We start from the raw sequence: 15,065 nt of genomic DNA, 5'->3' as shown, positions 1-15,065 counted from the left end.
ACGGCGCCTACCGCGGAGCCATGGTGTCCGCGATGCCCGGGTTCTTCTCCATCCAGGCCTTCACGGCCTCCTCCTCGTGGCCCGCGCCGTGCTTCTGGATCTGGTTCTCCAGTCCGGCGAGCTGCTCCTCGCTCAGCTTGAAGTCCTCGAACCACTTCGTGAGCCGCGGGTAGTGCTTCGGGAAGTCCTTGGAGGCGATGGTGTGCAGCCGGTCGCCGTCACCGAAGGCCTTCTCGGGGTCCGCGAGCTTGGTCATGCCGTACTCGCTGTACGCCCAGTGCGGGGTCCAGAGCAGCACCGCGATGGGCTCCTTCTTGGCGTACGCGCGCTTCAGCTCGGCGAGCATGCCGGGCGTCGAGGAGTCGACGACCTTGTACTCCTTGTCCAGGCCGTAGGCCGGCAGGACGTTCTTCTTCAGGTTCTCCATCGTGGCGGTGCCGGGCTCGATGCCGACGATGCGGCCCTTGAACCGGTCGGCCTTGCCCTTGAGGTCCGCGAGGGTCTTCACGTCCTTCACGTAGGAGGGCACCGCGATCTCGATGGACGTCGGGCCGTACCAGGAGCCGAGGTCGCTCAGCTGCGATCCGTACTTCTCCCAGTAGTTCTTCTGGGTGTACGGCAGCCAGCCGTCGAACTGCACGTCGATCTGGCCGCGCGACATCGCGGTGTACATCGGGCCGACCTCGAACTGCTTGAGGTTGATCTTGTAGCCGCGCTCCTCCAGGACCGCCTTCCACAGGTACGTGGCGGCGATGTCCTCCTCCCAGGGGAACCAGGCCATCTCGACGGTGCGGTCCCGCTCGTCCTTGCCGTTCGCGGCCTTGGCGGTACCCGCCTCGGCGACGGGGGTCCACTTGTCGGCGAGGCCCGGGTTGGCCTTGAGCCAGGTGCGGACCGCCTCCTGCTCCTTGCCGGAGCCGGACTTCTGGATCTCCGCCTCGAGACCGGTGAGCTGGTCCTCGGTCATCGTGAAGTTCTTGAGCCAGCCGCCGACCTCGGGGTTGTCGGCGGTGAAGCCCTTGCGGGCCAGGGTGTGGATGCCGTCGCCCTTGCCCCAGAGGTTCTTGGGGTCCTTGAGCTTGGTCAGCTCGAAGTCGTTGTACGCCCAGTGCGGCGACCAGAGCGGAACGACGATCGGTTCCTTCTTGGCGTACGCGCGCTTCAGCTCGGCCAGCATCGACGGGGTGGAGCCGTCGACGACCTTGTACTCCTTGTCCAGGCCGTAGCCCGGGAGGATCTTGTCCTTGAGCAGGCCCGACTCACCGGCGCTGGGCTCGATGCCGACGATCCGGTTCTTGAACCGCGCGCCCTTGCCCTTGAGGTCCTCCAGCGACGTGACGTCCTTCAGGTACGCCGGGACGGCCAGCTCCAGCGAGGTGGGGCCGTACCAGGAGCCCATGTCCTCCAGGCGGTCCTGGTACTTCTTCCAGTAGCTGGCGTGGGTGACCGGGAGCCAGGAGTCGGTCTCGAAGTCGATCTGGCCGTTGGCCATGCCGGTGTAGAGCGCGCCGGCCTCGTACTGCTTGACGTCGACCTCGAAGCCGCGCCGTTCCAGCATCTCCTTCCAGAGGAAGGTGGAGGCGATGCCCTCGTCCCACGGGATGTAGCCCATGCTGATCTTCTTGCCGGCGCCGATCTTCGCGTCGCCCGCGGTGTTCTCGGACGTGTCCTTACCGGAGGAGCCGAAGACGCCGAGCGCGCCCGCGACGAGCGCGAGGACCACGACGCCGGAGACGGCGACGACGGGCTGCGGGCGGTGGTTCCAGATCCTGAGGCCGCCGGCCATGGCCTGCGCCTTGGCCACGGCACGGCGGGCCAGCGGGGAGACCTCGCGGCCGAGCGCGCTGGTCATCCGGTCCAGGTACATCGCCACGATGACGATGGAGATGCCCGCCTCGAAGCCGAGGCCGACGTCCACGTTGCCGATGGCGCGGTAGACGGCGCCGCCGAGGCCGCCGCCGCCGACCATGCCGGCGATGACCACCATGGACAGGCCGAGCATGATGACCTGGTTGATACCGGCCATGATCGTGGGCAGGGCGAGCGGCAGCTGGACCCGGAGCAGGGTGTTGCGCCGGGTGGTGCCGAACGCCTCGGCCGCCTCGACCAGCTCGCCGTCGACCTGGCGGATGCCCAGCTCGGTCATCCGGACGCCCGGGGGCAGCGAGAAGATGATGGTGGCGATGATGCCGGGCACGACGCCGACGCCGAAGAAGATCACGCCGGGGATCAGGTAGACCATGGCGGGCATGGTCTGCATGAAGTCCAGGACCGGCCGGGTGATCGCGCTGACCGTCTTGGACCGGGACGCCCAGATGCCCAGCGGCACCGAGAGCACCAGCGCGATGATGGTGGCGACCAGCACCAGCGTGACGGTGTCCATCGCCTCGTCCCACAGCTCGACGGAGTCGATGAGGGCGAAGCCGACGAAGGCGAGCAGTCCGGCGAGCAGTCCGCGCAGCCACCAGGCGACGACCGCGACGATGCCGGCGAAGAGCAGTGGTGCGGGTGCGGAGAGCACGGCGGCTATGCCGTCGAACATGCCGCTGACGACGGAGCTGATCGCGTCGAAGAGCCAGGCCAGATGGACCTGGAGCCAGTCGACGGCGGAGTCGACCCAGTCGCCGAGGTGGAGCCTAAACACTGGCCACCTTCTTCGTGACGACGGCGTCGGCCGCGACGGTCTCCGGGGCCTCGGCGGGGGTCATCGGCTCGCCGAGGACGGCGAGCAGCCGGGCGCGCGGGACGACTCCGACCAGCTCGCCCTCGTCGTCGGTGACCGCGACGGCGACCCCGCTCCGCGAGCAGGGCGTGAAGAGTTCGATGATCGGCGTGGACTCGCTGACGGTGGCCGGGGCGGCCTCGATCACGTCGGCGGCGGTGCGCAGTTCCTTGCCGTCGTCCGTGCCGGTGCCCAGGACGGTGTGCGGCTCGGCCATGATGGCGCCCGCGGTCAGCACCCGGGTCCGGTCGACGTCCTGGGTGAAGGAGGCGACGTAGTCGTTGGCCGGGGTGACCAGGATGTCCTCGGCGGTGCCGAGCTGGACGATCCGCCCGTCGCGCATGACGGCGATGCGGTCGCCGAGGCGCATGGCCTCGTTGAGGTCGTGGGTGATGAAGACGATGGTCTTCTTCAGCCGCTTCTGCAGTTCGAGGAGCTGGTCCTGCATGTCGCGGCGGATCAGCGGGTCGAGCGCGCTGAAGGACTCGTCCATCAGCAGCAGGTCGGCGTCGGTGGCCAGGGCGCGGGCCAGGCCGACACGCTGCTGCATGCCGCCGGACAGCTCGTCGGGCCAGGACTTCTCCCAGCCGGCGAGACCGGTCAGCTCCAGCGCCTCGGCGGCGCGCTTCTCCCGCTCGGCACGCGGTACGCCCTGGACCTCCAGGCCGTACGCGGCGTTCTCCAGGACGCTGCGGTGGGGGAAGAGCGCGAAGTGCTGGAAGACCATGCTGATCTTGGAGGAGCGGACGTGGCGCAGCTCGGCGGGGCTCAGGGCGGTCAGGTCCTGGCCGTCGAACAGCACGCGTCCGGCCGTGGGGTCCAGAAGTCCGTTGAGCATGCGCAGCAACGTGGACTTGCCGGACCCGGACAGACCCATGACGACGAAGATCTGTCCCGGCTCCACGGTGAACGAGGCGTCGATCACCGCTGCGGTCGTTCCGTCGGCGCGCAGCTCGTCGCGGTCGGCGCCGCTCTCGAGTTCCTGCACGGCTTGATCGGGTCGTCTGCCGAACACTTTGTACAAGTGCTCGGCTTGCAGCCTGGACACATACACCTCGCGGGTCGAACCGAAAAACGGTCTGCCACCCCCTCCGGCAGACCGTGGAGCGGCGCGGATTCGGTCCGCATGACACGTGCACTGGTTGAAACCGGTACGTGTTCCGCTCCGGCTGCGCGCCTGCCCGCACTTACACGGAGCAAACAAAAGAGTGACCCAGGTCACACCCGAATGGGGGATGGACACCACCCGTACACCGGGTGTCACTCCCGGAACGGACGGGTGCCCGCGGGGACCCCGCGGGCGGTCGCCCCGTGCGCGAGGGCCGCTGTCGGAGGCGTACGGCATCATCGGGATGTGACGCGACGCCTGATGCTCCTCGACACCGCCTCCCTCTACTACCGCGCCTACTTCGGCGTCCCCGACTCGGTGCGCGCACCGGACGGGACACCGGTCAACGCCGTGCGCGGTCTGCTGGACTTCATCGCCCGCCTGGTCCAGGACCACCGCCCGGACGCGCTGGTGGCCTGCATGGACGCGGACTGGCGGCCGCACTGGCGGGTCGAGCTGATCCCCACGTACAAGGCGCACCGGGTCGCGGTGGAGACCGCCGAGGGCCTGCCCGACGAGGAGGAGACCCCGGACACGCTGGCCCCGCAGGTCCCGGTCATCGAGGACGTGCTGGACGCGCTCGGCATCGCCCGGGTCGGCGTCGCGGGGTACGAGGCGGACGACGTGATCGGCACGCTCACCCGGCACGCCACCGGCCCGGTGGACATCGTCACCGGCGACCGCGACCTCTACCAGCTGGTCGACGACGCGCGCGGGGTGCGGGTGCTCTACCCGATCAAGGGCGTCGGCTCGCTCCAGCTGACGGACGAGGCGTGGCTGCGGGAGAAGTACGGGGTGGACGGCGCCGGCTACGCCGACCTGGCCCTGCTGCGCGGCGACCCGAGCGACGGACTGCCGGGCGTCCCGGGCATCGGCGAGAAGACGGCGGCGAAGCTGCTGGACGCCTTCGGCGACCTGGCCGGGATCATGGCCGCCGTCGACGATCCGGCGGCCCGGCTGACGCCCTCGCAGCGCAGGCGGCTCGACGAGGCGCGGCCGTACGTGGCGGTCGCCCCGCAGGTGGTCCGGGTCGCCGGTGACGTGCCGCTGCCGGAGTTCGATCCCACGCTGCCGTCCGCCCCGCGCGATCCCGCCGCCCTCGACGCCCTGGCGAAGAGGTGGGGGCTGGGCGGATCCCTCCAGCGCCTGCTCTCCACTCTGCCCGGCTGAGGTGCTAGCTTAGGTAAGCCTAAGCAATCGGATCAGGGAGAACCTCGTGGCAGAACGACCGGCGCGGCAGGCACCCACGGCACGGGGGGCCGAGGTGGTGCGCACCGAGCGGATCACGCCGCACATGGTGCGCGTGGTCCTCGGCGGTGAGGGCCTCGCCGATTTCAGCCTCTCCGGGTGCACCGACCACTACATCAAGCTCTGCTTCGCACCCGAGGGCGCCGACTACGCGCACCCCTTCGACATGGCCCGCATCCGCGAGGAGCAGCCGCGCGAGCTGTGGCCCACGACCCGTACGTACACGGTGCGGTCCTGGGACCCGGTCGCCCGCGAGCTGGCCATCGACTTCGTGGTCCACGGCGACGAGGGGCTCGCCGGGCCCTGGGCGATGCGGGCGGTCCCCGGCGAGCAGGTGACGTTCCTGGGCCCGGGCGGGGGCTACGGCCCGGACGCCTCGGCCGACTGGCACCTCCTCGTGGGCGACGAGAGCGCGCTGCCGGCCGTCGCGGCGGCCCTGGAGCAGATGCCGGCGGGTGCGGTGGTGCACGCGTTCGTCGAGGTGTCGGACGCGGCGGAGGAGCAGAAGATCGTGACGCCGGACGGTGTCGGGGTGACCTGGCTGCACCGCGGCGCGCGCCCGGTCGGCGAGGCGCTGGTCGACGCGGTGAAGGGGCTGGAGTTCCCGGCGGGCGAGGTGCAGGCGTTCGTCCACGGCGAGGCGGGCTTCGTCAAGGAGCTCCGCCGCCACCTGCGGCTGGACCGCGGCATCCCGCTCCCCCAGCTGTCCATCTCCGGCTACTGGCGCCTCGGCCAGAACGACGACGCCTGGCGCGCCGTCAAGCGCGAGTGGAACGCCCAGATGGAGCGCGAGCAGGAGAAGGCCGCGTAAGGACCGGCACGACCCCGTGCGCCCCGGCCCCGGCCGGGGCGCACGCGTGTCCGGCACCCGCGCCGGGAGACCGTACGGGTACATGGAGCGCTCGGCGGGCAGCGCACCCATCTCGTTCACCCTTACGCGCGATCCGCGATATATCGCGAATCCCGGAACTGATGGAAGGATCATGCGCTCCCGGGCAAAGGACACCGCATGACCGTCTCCGTCGCACTGTTCACCGCCGATCTGCGCCTGCACGACAATCCGGTCCTGCACGCCGCCCTCCATGAAGCGGACACCGTCGTCCCCCTGTTCGTACGCGACCGGGCCATCCACCGGACCGGCTTCGACGCGCCGAACCGGCGGGCGTTCCTCGCGGACTGCCTCGCCGATCTCGACGCCGGGCTGCGCCGGCGGGGCGGACGGCTCGTCGTCCGCGAGGGTGAGGTGGCGGCCGCCGCCCGCGCCGTGGCCGTGGCAACCGGTGCGCGGAGCCTGCACATCGCCGCCGGAGTGAGCGGCTACGCGGCCCACCGCGAGCACCGGCTGCGCACCGCCCTGGCGGAGGCCGGCTGCACCCTGCACGTCCACGACGCGGTGGTCACCGCGCTCGCCCCGGGCGCGGTCGTCCCGGCGGGCCGCGACCACTACGCGGTGTTCACTCCGTACTTCCGCCGCTGGCAGGAGGCCGGGGTGCGGGGCCCCCTGCCCGCCCCGCGTGCGGTGCGGCTGCCGGACGGGGTGGCGTCGGACCCGCTGCCGGAGCGGGCGGCGGTCTCCGGCACCTCCCCCGGGCTCGCCGAGGGCGGCGAGTCGGCCGGGCGCGGGCTGCTGTCCTCCTGGCTGCGCGGCCCACTGGCCGACTACGCGACCGGCCACGACGACCTGGCCGCCGACGCGACCTCCCGGCTCTCCCCGTACTTCCACTTCGGCTGCCTCTCGGCGGCCGAGGCGGTCGACCGGGCGGGGCGGCGGGGCGGGGCGGGCGGTGACGCGTTCGTACGGCAGCTGGCCTGGCGGGACTTCCACCACCAGGTGCTCGCCGCCCGGCCGGACGCCGCACGGGACGACTACCGCCCCCGGAACGACCGCTGGCGGTCCGACGAGGACGAGATCACGGCCTGGCGCACCGGGCGCACCGGCTACCCGGTGGTCGACGCCGCGATGCGGCAACTGGCGCACGAGGGCTGGATGCACAACCGGGGCCGGATGCTCGCGGCCTCCTTCCTCACCAAGACGCTGTACGTGGACTGGCGGGTGGGCGCCCGGCACTTCCTGGATCTACTGGTCGACGGCGACCTGGCGAACAACCAGCTCAACTGGCAGTGGATGGCGGGCACCGGCACCGACACCCGCCCCAACCGGCTCCTGAACCCGGTGGTCCAGGGCAGGCGCCTCGACCCGCGCGGCGGCTACGTACGCCGCTGGGTGCCGGAGCTCGCGGAGCTGGCCGACAGCGAGATCCACGAGCCGTGGAAGCTGACCGGACCCCGCCGGGAAGCGCTCGGTTACCCGGCCCCGCTCGTCGGCCTGATGGAGGCGCGGGCCCGCTTCGAGCACGCACGCGGCCTGGACCGGCCTGCGGTTCCCGCCGATTCCCGCGACTCCGAAAGCTACACATAAGGGAGATATAAGAGCAGAATGGCGGTACGGGCCGCATATCGAACGGGTACGGCGGCCCGGTCCGTGGAGGGAAGGAGACGACCCCATGTCGAACCTCTCGCACACCGGCCATGACATGGCCACCCACCCCGATGTCACCGAGATGCGCGACCGCTACGCCCGCATGCTCGGCGGCCGGGACGTGGCCCTGGTGGACGCGCCGGTGTTCCTGGTCGGCCTGTACTGCGCCATCTCGCCGTGGGTGCTGCACTTCACGACGACCCAGTCCGCCCTCGCCACCCACAACCTGATCATGGGTATCGCGATCGCCGTACTCGGCCTCGGGTTCACCGTCATGCCGGAGCGCATGTACGGCCTGAGCTGGGCCATCTGCGTCATGGGTGCCTGGATCATCCTCGCCACCTGGATCGTCGGCAGCAGCCCCGGCATCGGCATCGCCCTCAGCAACATCATCGTCGGCGGCCTGACCGTGCTGCTGGGGCTGGCCTGTGTCGGCGTGGCCCTGAAGAGCGGGAAGCACCCGGGCTGAGGAGGCCGCGGGGAACACCGCGCGTCACGGAAAGCGCCGGAAGCCGCCGGGGAAAGGAGCCGCGGCCGCGGTCCCCGGGCCCCGAAGGGCCCGGGGATCCCCGTGCCGGGCCTCAGCCCACCGAGCTGTACGCCACGACGCCCCGGAGCACCGCGTCCACCGCCTTGTGGGCGCTCCGCGCCACGGAGCTCCCTTCCTTCGGGGCGGCGGCCGCGATCTGCCCCAGTACGTCGATCACCTGCTTGCACCACCGTACGAAGTCCCCGGCCGGCATGTCCGCCTCGCCCAGCACCTCGTCCAGCGTCCGGCCGGACGCCCACATGTAGACCGCCCAGGCGAAGCCGAGGTCGGGCTCGCGCTGGCCGACGCCCTCCGCCTGGTTGATCTTGAATTCCTCTTCCAGGGCGTCGAGCCGGCCCCAGATCCGGACCATCTCGCCCATCGCCGTCTTCGCGGGCCCGGCGGGCAGCTTGGGCGCCACCGCGTCGTCGGCCTGCCGGGCCTCGTAGACCAGCGCCGAGACGCACGCCGCGAGTTCGGCCGGGTTCAGCCCCTCCCAGACGTCCGCCCGCAGGCATTCGCTCGCCAGCAGGTCCAGCTCGCCGTAGAGGCGGGCCAGTCTGCGTCCGTGCTCGGTGACCTCGTTGCCGCGCAGGTAGTCGAGCTCGGTGAGCAGGGCGACGATCCGGTCGAAGGTGCGGGCGATGGTGTTGGTCCGCCCCTCGATCCGCCGCTCCAGCTGCCGGGTGTCGCGCTTCAGACGGTGGTAGCGCTCGGCCCAGCGGGCGTGGTCCTCGCGCTCGTCGCACCCGTGGCAGGGGTGGGCGCGCAGCTCGGCGCGGTAGCGGGCGATCTCCCGGTCGTCGGCGGCCGGGGACCGTCCCTTGCGGTGCCGGTCGGGCACGATGTGCCCGGCCTTGGTGCGCAGCGCGGAGGCCAGGTCGCGGCGCGACTGCGGGGAGCGCGGGTTGAACGACTTCGGCACCCGCATCCGCTCCAGCGCCTCCACCGGTACCGGGAAGTCGATCGAGGCGAGCCGCTTGACCTGGCGCTCGGCCGTGAGCACCAGGGGCCGCGGCCCGTCGTGGTACTCCGTGCCCCGGTGGCTGTGCGCGTTGGCCCGGCCGGCGGGCAGCCCCGGGTCGAGGACCAGCGCGAGCCCGGCGAACTTGCCGGTGGGCACATGGATGACGTCGCCGGGCTTCAGCTTCTCCAGCGACGCCGCGGCGGCGGCCCGCCGCTGCGAAGCGCCCTGCTTGGCCAGCTCGGTCTCCCGGTCCTTCAGCTCGCGGCGCAGCCGCGCGTACTCCTCGAAGTCGCCGAGGTGGCAGGTCATGCCCTCCCGGTAGCCCTCCAGGCCCTCCTCGTTCTTCTGCACCTGGCGGGAGATGCCGACCACCGAGCGGTCGGCCTGGAACTGCGCGAAGGAGGTCTCCAGCAGCTCCCGCGAGCGGTGCCGGCCGAACTGGTGCACCAGGTTCACGGCCATGTTGTAGGACGGCCGGAAGCTGGAGCGCAGCGGGTAGGTGCGGGTACCGGCGAGGCCGGCCAGCGCACCCGGGTCCATGCCGCGCTGCCAGAGCACCACGGCGTGGCCCTCGACGTCGATGCCGCGCCGCCCGGCCCGCCCGGTGAGCTGGGTGTACTCGCCCGGGGTGATGTCGGCGTGCTGCTCGCCGTTCCACTTGACGAGCTTCTCCAGCACGACCGAGCGCGCGGGCATGTTGATCCCGAGGGCGAGGGTCTCGGTGGCGAAGACCGCCTTGACGAGCCCGCGGACGAACAGCTCCTCGACGACCTCCTTGAAGGTCGGCAGCATGCCCGCGTGGTGGGCGGCGATGCCCCGCTCCAGCCCTTCGAGCCACTCGTAGTAGCCCAGGACGTGGAGGTCCTCGCCGGGGATGGCGGCGGTCCGCTCCTCGACGATCTCCCGGACCAGGCGCCGCTTGTCCTCGTCGTTGAGCCGCAGCCCGGCGTGCAGGCACTGCTGCACGGCGGCCTCGCAACCGGCCCGGCTGAAGATGAACGTGATGGCGGGGAGCAGCCCCTCGGCGTCCAGCCGGTCGATGACCTCGGGCCGGGACGGGGTCCAGATCCGGCTGCGCTGACGGCGCTCGCGCTCCCGGTCGGCCTCGCGGACCATCTTGCCCCGGCGGCGCTCGCGCGGGTTGTAACCCCGCTGGTTCTCCATCCGGGCGAGGCGGACCAGGTCGGGGTTGACCTCGCGGCGGCCGGCCCCGCGGCCGCCGTGGTCGGTCTCCTCCTCGAAGAGGTCGTACATCCGGCGGCCCGCCAGCACGTGCTGCCAGAGCGGCACGGGGCGGTGCTCGGAGACGATGACCTGGGTGTCGCCGCGGACGGTGTCCAGCCAGTCGCCGAACTCCTCGGCGTTGGAGACGGTCGCCGACAGCGACACCAGGGTCACGGAGTCGGGGAGGTGGATGATCACTTCCTCCCAGACCGCGCCGCGGAAGCGGTCGGAGAGGTAGTGGACCTCGTCCATCACCACATAGCCGAGGCCCCGCAGCGCCTGCGAGCCCGCGTACAGCATGTTCCGCAGCACCTCGGTGGTCATGACGACCACCGGGGCATCGGCGTTGACGCTGTTGTCGCCGGTCAGCAGGCCGACCTTCTCCGCTCCGTACCGCTTGACCAGATCGGCGAACTTCTGGTTGGACAGGGCCTTGATCGGCGTGGTGTAGAAGCACTTGCGGCCCTGCTCCAGGGCGAGGTGCACGGCGAATTCGCCGACGATCGTCTTGCCCGAGCCGGTCGGGGCCGCGACGAGCACCCCCTTGCCCGCCTCCAGGGCCTCGCAGGCCTCGATCTGGTACGGGTCCAGATCGAATTCGTACAGCTCACGGAAGGGCGCGAGTGCGGTGGCCAGCTCGGCTGCACGCGTCCGAGAAGCCTGGTATCGCTCAGCGGGTGAGAGGTCCTCTGTCATCTTGCTTACGAGCCTACCCGTCGCCTCCGACAGTGACGCGATCTTTAAATGACGGGGGCCGGACCCGGTGCGAGCACCCGCACCGCGCCGGGGACGCAGGTCGCGGTCAGCGGCAGCGCCCCGAGCGGTTCGCCGTCCGCGTACGCGGTGACACCCGCCGCGGCCAGCTCGATCGAGGAGACCCGGTGCACGGTGACCTCGGGGTGGTCGAGGTGCGTCCCCTTGTAGACGCGGGGGAAGACCTTGAGCAGGGTGGTGCGGCTGCAGTCGCCGACCACGGTGACGTCGAAGAGCCCGTCGTCCATGACGGCCTCGGCGCAGATCCGCATGCCGCCGCCGTACGTCGTCCCGTTGCCGACGGCGATGAGCGTGGCCTCGATCTCCCGGACCGGCCCGCCGTCCAGCCGGACCCGGTACGGAATGGGCTTGAACGCGGCGAGTTCGGCGAGGATCGCGAGGTCGTACTTGAACCGGCCGCCGATCCACCGCATCCGGTTCCCCCGGTCGTTGACCCGGGAGTCGAAGCCGGAGGCGAGCACCGAGCCGAACCACCGCTCGCCGACCCGGCCCAGGTCGATCTCCCGGACCGCCCCGCCCTTCAGCGCCTCGGCGGCCAGCCGTCCGGCGGCGGCCGGTTCACGGATCGGCAGCCCGAGCGCGCGGGCGAAGTCGTTGCCGGTGCCGACGGCGACCACCCCGAGCGGCGTCGTCGTCCCGGCGACCGCCTGGAGGGCGAGGGACATCATGCCGTCCCCGCCCACGGTTATCAGCGCCCCGGTCCCGCCCGCGACGGCCTCGCGGGCCCGCCGCAGCGCGTCGTCGGCGTCCACCCCGAGCACGGTCCGTACGGAGAATCCTGCGTCCCTCAACGCGGAAGCGGCCGGCTGCGCGGCGTGCGCGCCCCGGCCGCTTCCCGCGGTGGGATTGACGAAGAGGGTGATCTCGCTGGTCACCCGGGGACCCTACAAGGTCAGGTGATGTCGTCGTAACCGTCGAGGCGGTCACGGTCCGAGTTCGACTGCGAGGGCAGCGACCTCTTGGACGAGACGGACTCGACCTCACCGATGTCCTCGGGGGTGAGATCCAGCTCCGAGGCCTCGTCGTCACCGGGTCCGGACGCCGCGATCCGTGCCTTGCGGCGGTCGTTGAGGAGCGAGACGAACGTGGCCGCGAAGTACAGCACCCAGATCGGTCCGGCGAGCAGCAGCATGCTCACCGGGTCGGTGCTGGGGGTGGCTACCGCCGCGAAGACCGTGATGCCCATGATCATGCCCCGCCACCAGCCGAGCATCCGCTTGCCAGTGAGGACCCCGCCGACGTTCAGCATCACGAGCAGCAGCGGCAGTTCGAAGGCGAGCCCGAAGACCACGACCATGCGTGTGATCAGGTCGAGCAGCTCGTCCAGCGGCAGCTGGTTGTCGAGATCGGCCGGGGAGAACTCCAGCAGCACCCGCGCCATCGTGGGCAGCGTCTTGTACGCGAAGAATCCGCCCGCGAGGAAGAGCGGGAACCCGGCGCCCACGAAGGAGAGCGAGTACTTCTTCTCGTGCTTGTGGAGCCCGGGGGCGACGAAGGCCCACAGCTGGTAGAGCCAGACCGGCGACGAGAGGACGACACCGGCCATCAGGGAGACCTTGAGGGCGAGGGTGAACGGCGTGAGCAGACCGTTGAGCACGATCCGTGCGCAGGTGGCGTCGCTCTTCTTGGCGAGCTCGGCGAAGCTGTGCTCGCAACCGACCGACTTCAGCACCGGATTGGTGAAGAACTCGATGATGTCCTTGTAGAAGAACGCGGCGACGATCGTGACGATGACGATCCCGAGCAGGCCCTTGGCCAAGCGGTTACGCAGCTCACGCAGGTGCTCCACCAGGGGCATGCGGCCCTCTGGGTCCGTCTCCTGCTTGCGGGCAGACTTGAGCAACCCACGTCCTCATCTCGTGCGGCAGGCCGTTGCCGGTCGGCGTGCCTGCGTCGGCCCGTTACTTGTCAGCGCTTGGTCGAGTCGGTCGGCTCCCCGACCGGACGCGAGCTGGTCACGTCGCCGGGCGCGGCCTTGATGGTGCGCGGGGCTGCCTGGTCCTGGGCGGCGTCGTTGGCGGCCGGCTCGGCCGGCGTCGCCGAGGGAGCGCTCTCGGACTTCATGGCCTTGGCCTCGCTCTTGAGGATGCGGGCCGACTTGCCGAGCGAGCGAGCCATGTCAGGAAGCTTCTTCGCGCCGAACAGCAGAACAATGACGACGAGGATCAGGATGATCTCGGGAGCGCCGAGCCTTCCGAACATATGCGTGTACCTTCTCACCGAGGCAGCAGGGGTGGGGCGGATGGAACCTCGGACAAGGCGTCCGATCTTCTTACCGTCAGCGATCGTATCCCGCAGGAGTAAACGCAGGGCAATACCCATGCATCCGTGCGATTACGGCCCATGCCTCGCTCTCAGGGCCGCCGTGAGCAGCGTACCCTCCGAATCCGCGAAACAGGAGGCCGTGCCCGGTCGGATCGATCGGCGCAGCTCACAGCCGGTTCCCTGGATGCGGGGGAAGTGCTACGGGCGCAGTGCCTCTCCGTTCGCGGCGAGGTCGGTCGCCGCCCGTTCCAGGTCCTCCGCGGCCTGGTTGATGCGCTGGGTGGTGCGCGTCACCTGACGCCCGAGCCGCTGGGCCTCGACGAAGACCCGGACGGCCAGCACGCCGAGCACGGCGATCCCGAGAAAGCCCAGGGCAACGGCGAGCATGGGCCAGAACATGCGGAGCCTCGATGGTGTCTAGAGGGTGTCTGATAGTTGGGTGCGGGACGCCGCAGGCATGTGTCCGACGCCCGGGGAGGTGTCGGACGGAGTGCTTCAGGAGCCGGTGTGCAGGCGCAGGGTCCGCACACCGCCGCGGCTGAGCAGTTCGACTATCCGCTCCCCCGCGGGCTTGCGGACCGCCGCACCGCACCGTGGGCAGGTGAAGGAGTAGAACGTCGTCCGGCGGCTGGCTCCCACGGCCAGGCGGAGGGCCGCCGCGGCCAGTTCGAAGCACTCGCGGCAGTCCGGGCAGGCGGCCCTGAACCGTACGGACTCGGGTACCACCACGGTCGGTACGCCCGACACCACAGACATCCGGCTCATCCCTTCCCTCGGTATCCGCTCAGACCGCGCCGTCGTCGTATCCGGCGAGCGCCGCGCGGGCCGCGTCGCGCGCGCTGCGGGCCAGCTCCGGCGGGGAGACGATGCGGCCCTCGCCGCCCAGCCGCAGCGCGAGCCTGCGCAACGAGGCGGGGTCGGGGGTGCGCAACGCGATCCGCAGCCCGCCGTCGGGCAGCTCCTCCGCGCTGTCGTGCGGGTAGTACTCGGCGACCCAGCGTCCACCGGGGCCGACCTCGACGATGACTTCGGGATCCTCCGCGGCCGGCTGGACGAGCCCCGCGGACAGGTCGCGCAGCTCCAGCTCGGGCGGTGCGGCGGGCTCGTCCAGCAGGCGGATCGCGGCGACCCGGTCGAGCCGGAAGGTGCGCCGGTCCTCCGAGGAGCGGCACCAGGCCTCCATGTAGGTGTGCCCCACGGCGAACAGCCGGATCGGGTCCACCTCGCGCTCGGTCAGCTCGTCGCGCGCGGGCGAGTAGTAGCGCAGCCAGAGCCGGCGCCGCTCGGAGATCGCCCGGTCGACCTCGGCGAAGACGCCGCCCTCGGACTCGAAGGTGACCGAGAGCCGCGAGCTGGCCGCCCCCGTCTCACCGGCCGCGGTCTCCAGCTTCGCGGTGGCCCGCAGCAGTGCCTGGCGGTCGCTCTCGCGCAGCCCGGGCAGCGTGGCCACCGCGCGGGCGGCGACCAGGAGCGCGGTCGCCTCGTCGGCGGCGAGCCGCAGCGGCTCGGCGACGTCGTCCGGGTTGTGCCACCAGATCCGGTCGCCGTCGGTGTCGATGTCCAGCAGGTCGCCGCCGCGGAAGCTCGTGCCGCACATGGGCAGCACGTCGAGGTCGGAGATCAGCTCGTCCTCGGTGATCCCGAAGGCGCGGGCGACGTCCTGGACGTGGGCGCCGGGGCGCTCCCGGAGGTAGGTCACCAGGGAGAGCATCCGGCGGGTCTGGTCGATCGCGTTCGTGGCCATGGGTG

The 15,065-nt window shown here is 71.1% G+C and carries 13 protein-coding genes; 4 read left to right on the top strand and 9 right to left on the bottom strand.

The window, feature by feature from the left end; all coding sequences use genetic code 11:
• Nucleotides 1-7: 7 nt before the first annotated feature.
• Together ACIQGQ_RS19390 and ACIQGQ_RS19385 are read right to left on the bottom strand one after the other, a co-directional pair.
• Nucleotides 8-2,644 carry an ABC transporter permease/substrate binding protein gene (locus ACIQGQ_RS19390; RefSeq protein ID WP_402397352.1) on the bottom strand — a complete coding sequence of 879 codons (2,637 nt, stop codon included), beginning with the start codon at nucleotides 2,642-2,644 and terminating at the stop codon, nucleotides 8-10.
• A complete protein-coding gene (locus ACIQGQ_RS19385) occupies nucleotides 2,637-3,710 on the bottom strand; it encodes a glycine betaine/L-proline ABC transporter ATP-binding protein (RefSeq protein WP_402397349.1) in 1,074 nt (357 codons plus the stop codon). Before ACIQGQ_RS19385 ends, ACIQGQ_RS19390 begins: the two co-directional genes overlap by 8 nt.
• Nucleotides 3,711-4,091: 381 nt before the next feature.
• Between ACIQGQ_RS19385 and ACIQGQ_RS19380 the strand changes: the two genes are divergently transcribed.
• From ACIQGQ_RS19380 to ACIQGQ_RS19365, 4 genes are all read left to right on the top strand, one after another.
• Entirely contained in the window at nucleotides 4,092-5,000 is a 909-nt protein-coding gene (locus tag ACIQGQ_RS19380) for a 5'-3' exonuclease H3TH domain-containing protein (RefSeq protein ID WP_402397701.1), read from the top strand.
• Nucleotides 5,001-5,046: 46 nt separating this feature from the next.
• Nucleotides 5,047-5,889: a siderophore-interacting protein gene (locus ACIQGQ_RS19375; protein WP_402397346.1), complete on the top strand. Its 843-nt coding sequence runs from the start codon at nucleotides 5,047-5,049 to the stop codon at nucleotides 5,887-5,889.
• A gap of 198 nt (nucleotides 5,890-6,087) precedes the next feature.
• Entirely contained in the window at nucleotides 6,088-7,497 is a 1,410-nt protein-coding gene (locus tag ACIQGQ_RS19370) for a cryptochrome/photolyase family protein (protein WP_402397343.1), read from the top strand.
• Between the two features lie 85 nt (nucleotides 7,498-7,582).
• A complete protein-coding gene (locus ACIQGQ_RS19365; protein WP_402397340.1) occupies nucleotides 7,583-8,026 on the top strand; it encodes an SPW repeat protein in 444 nt (147 codons plus the stop codon).
• Nucleotides 8,027-8,138: 112 nt separating this feature from the next.
• Here ACIQGQ_RS19365 and ACIQGQ_RS19360 read toward each other — a convergent pair whose 3' ends face one another.
• The 7 genes from ACIQGQ_RS19360 to ACIQGQ_RS19330 all read right to left on the bottom strand — a co-directional run bounded on the left by ACIQGQ_RS19360 (nucleotide 8,139) and on the right by ACIQGQ_RS19330 (nucleotide 15,060).
• Nucleotides 8,139-10,973 (bottom strand): DEAD/DEAH box helicase, encoded by a 2,835-nt coding sequence (locus ACIQGQ_RS19360; RefSeq protein WP_402397337.1) that lies wholly within the window; start codon nucleotides 10,971-10,973, stop codon nucleotides 8,139-8,141.
• Nucleotides 10,974-11,017: 44 nt separating this feature from the next.
• Nucleotides 11,018-11,926: a diacylglycerol kinase gene (locus tag ACIQGQ_RS19355; protein WP_402397334.1), complete on the bottom strand. Its 909-nt coding sequence runs from the start codon at nucleotides 11,924-11,926 to the stop codon at nucleotides 11,018-11,020.
• Nucleotides 11,927-11,943: 17 nt separating this feature from the next.
• On the bottom strand, nucleotides 11,944-12,894 hold the full coding sequence (tatC, locus tag ACIQGQ_RS19350; protein WP_402397331.1) for a twin-arginine translocase subunit TatC: 951 nt from the start codon (nucleotides 12,892-12,894) through the stop codon (nucleotides 11,944-11,946).
• Between the two features lie 65 nt (nucleotides 12,895-12,959).
• Nucleotides 12,960-13,253, bottom strand: a complete 294-nt coding sequence (gene tatA, locus ACIQGQ_RS19345; RefSeq protein ID WP_352277579.1) for a Sec-independent protein translocase subunit TatA — start codon at nucleotides 13,251-13,253, stop codon at nucleotides 12,960-12,962.
• 261 nt (nucleotides 13,254-13,514) lie between these two features.
• Nucleotides 13,515-13,715, bottom strand: a complete 201-nt coding sequence (locus ACIQGQ_RS19340) for a hypothetical protein (RefSeq protein ID WP_366290251.1) — start codon at nucleotides 13,713-13,715, stop codon at nucleotides 13,515-13,517.
• Between the two features lie 96 nt (nucleotides 13,716-13,811).
• Nucleotides 13,812-14,081 (bottom strand): hypothetical protein, encoded by a 270-nt coding sequence (locus ACIQGQ_RS19335; RefSeq protein WP_352277582.1) that lies wholly within the window; start codon nucleotides 14,079-14,081, stop codon nucleotides 13,812-13,814.
• 19 nt (nucleotides 14,082-14,100) lie between these two features.
• A complete protein-coding gene (locus ACIQGQ_RS19330) occupies nucleotides 14,101-15,060 on the bottom strand; it encodes a WYL domain-containing protein (RefSeq protein WP_366290245.1) in 960 nt (319 codons plus the stop codon).
• Nucleotides 15,061-15,065: the final 5 nt, after the last annotated feature.

Source organism: Streptomyces sp. NPDC092952, assembly GCF_044754785.1.
Taxonomy (GTDB): Bacteria; Actinomycetota; Actinomycetes; order Streptomycetales; family Streptomycetaceae; genus Streptomyces.
This window is presented reverse-complemented; position numbering and strand designations above follow the sequence as displayed.

Coding starts and splice junctions, on each gene's coding strand:
- ACIQGQ_RS19370 (WP_402397343.1), top strand. CDS start 6,088: ATGACCGTCTCCGTCGCACTGTTCACCGCCGATCTGCGCCTGCACGAC.
- ACIQGQ_RS19330 (WP_366290245.1), bottom strand. CDS start 15,060: ATGGCCACGAACGCGATCGACCAGACCCGCCGGATGCTCTCCCTGGTG.
- ACIQGQ_RS19380 (WP_402397701.1), top strand. CDS start 4,092: ATGCTCCTCGACACCGCCTCCCTCTACTACCGCGCCTACTTCGGCGTC.
- ACIQGQ_RS19340 (WP_366290251.1), bottom strand. CDS start 13,715: ATGTTCTGGCCCATGCTCGCCGTTGCCCTGGGCTTTCTCGGGATCGCC.
- tatA (WP_352277579.1), bottom strand. CDS start 13,253: ATGTTCGGAAGGCTCGGCGCTCCCGAGATCATCCTGATCCTCGTCGTC.
- ACIQGQ_RS19365 (WP_402397340.1), top strand. CDS start 7,583: ATGTCGAACCTCTCGCACACCGGCCATGACATGGCCACCCACCCCGAT.
- ACIQGQ_RS19360 (WP_402397337.1), bottom strand. CDS start 10,973: ATGACAGAGGACCTCTCACCCGCTGAGCGATACCAGGCTTCTCGGACG.
- ACIQGQ_RS19335 (WP_352277582.1), bottom strand. CDS start 14,081: ATGAGCCGGATGTCTGTGGTGTCGGGCGTACCGACCGTGGTGGTACCC.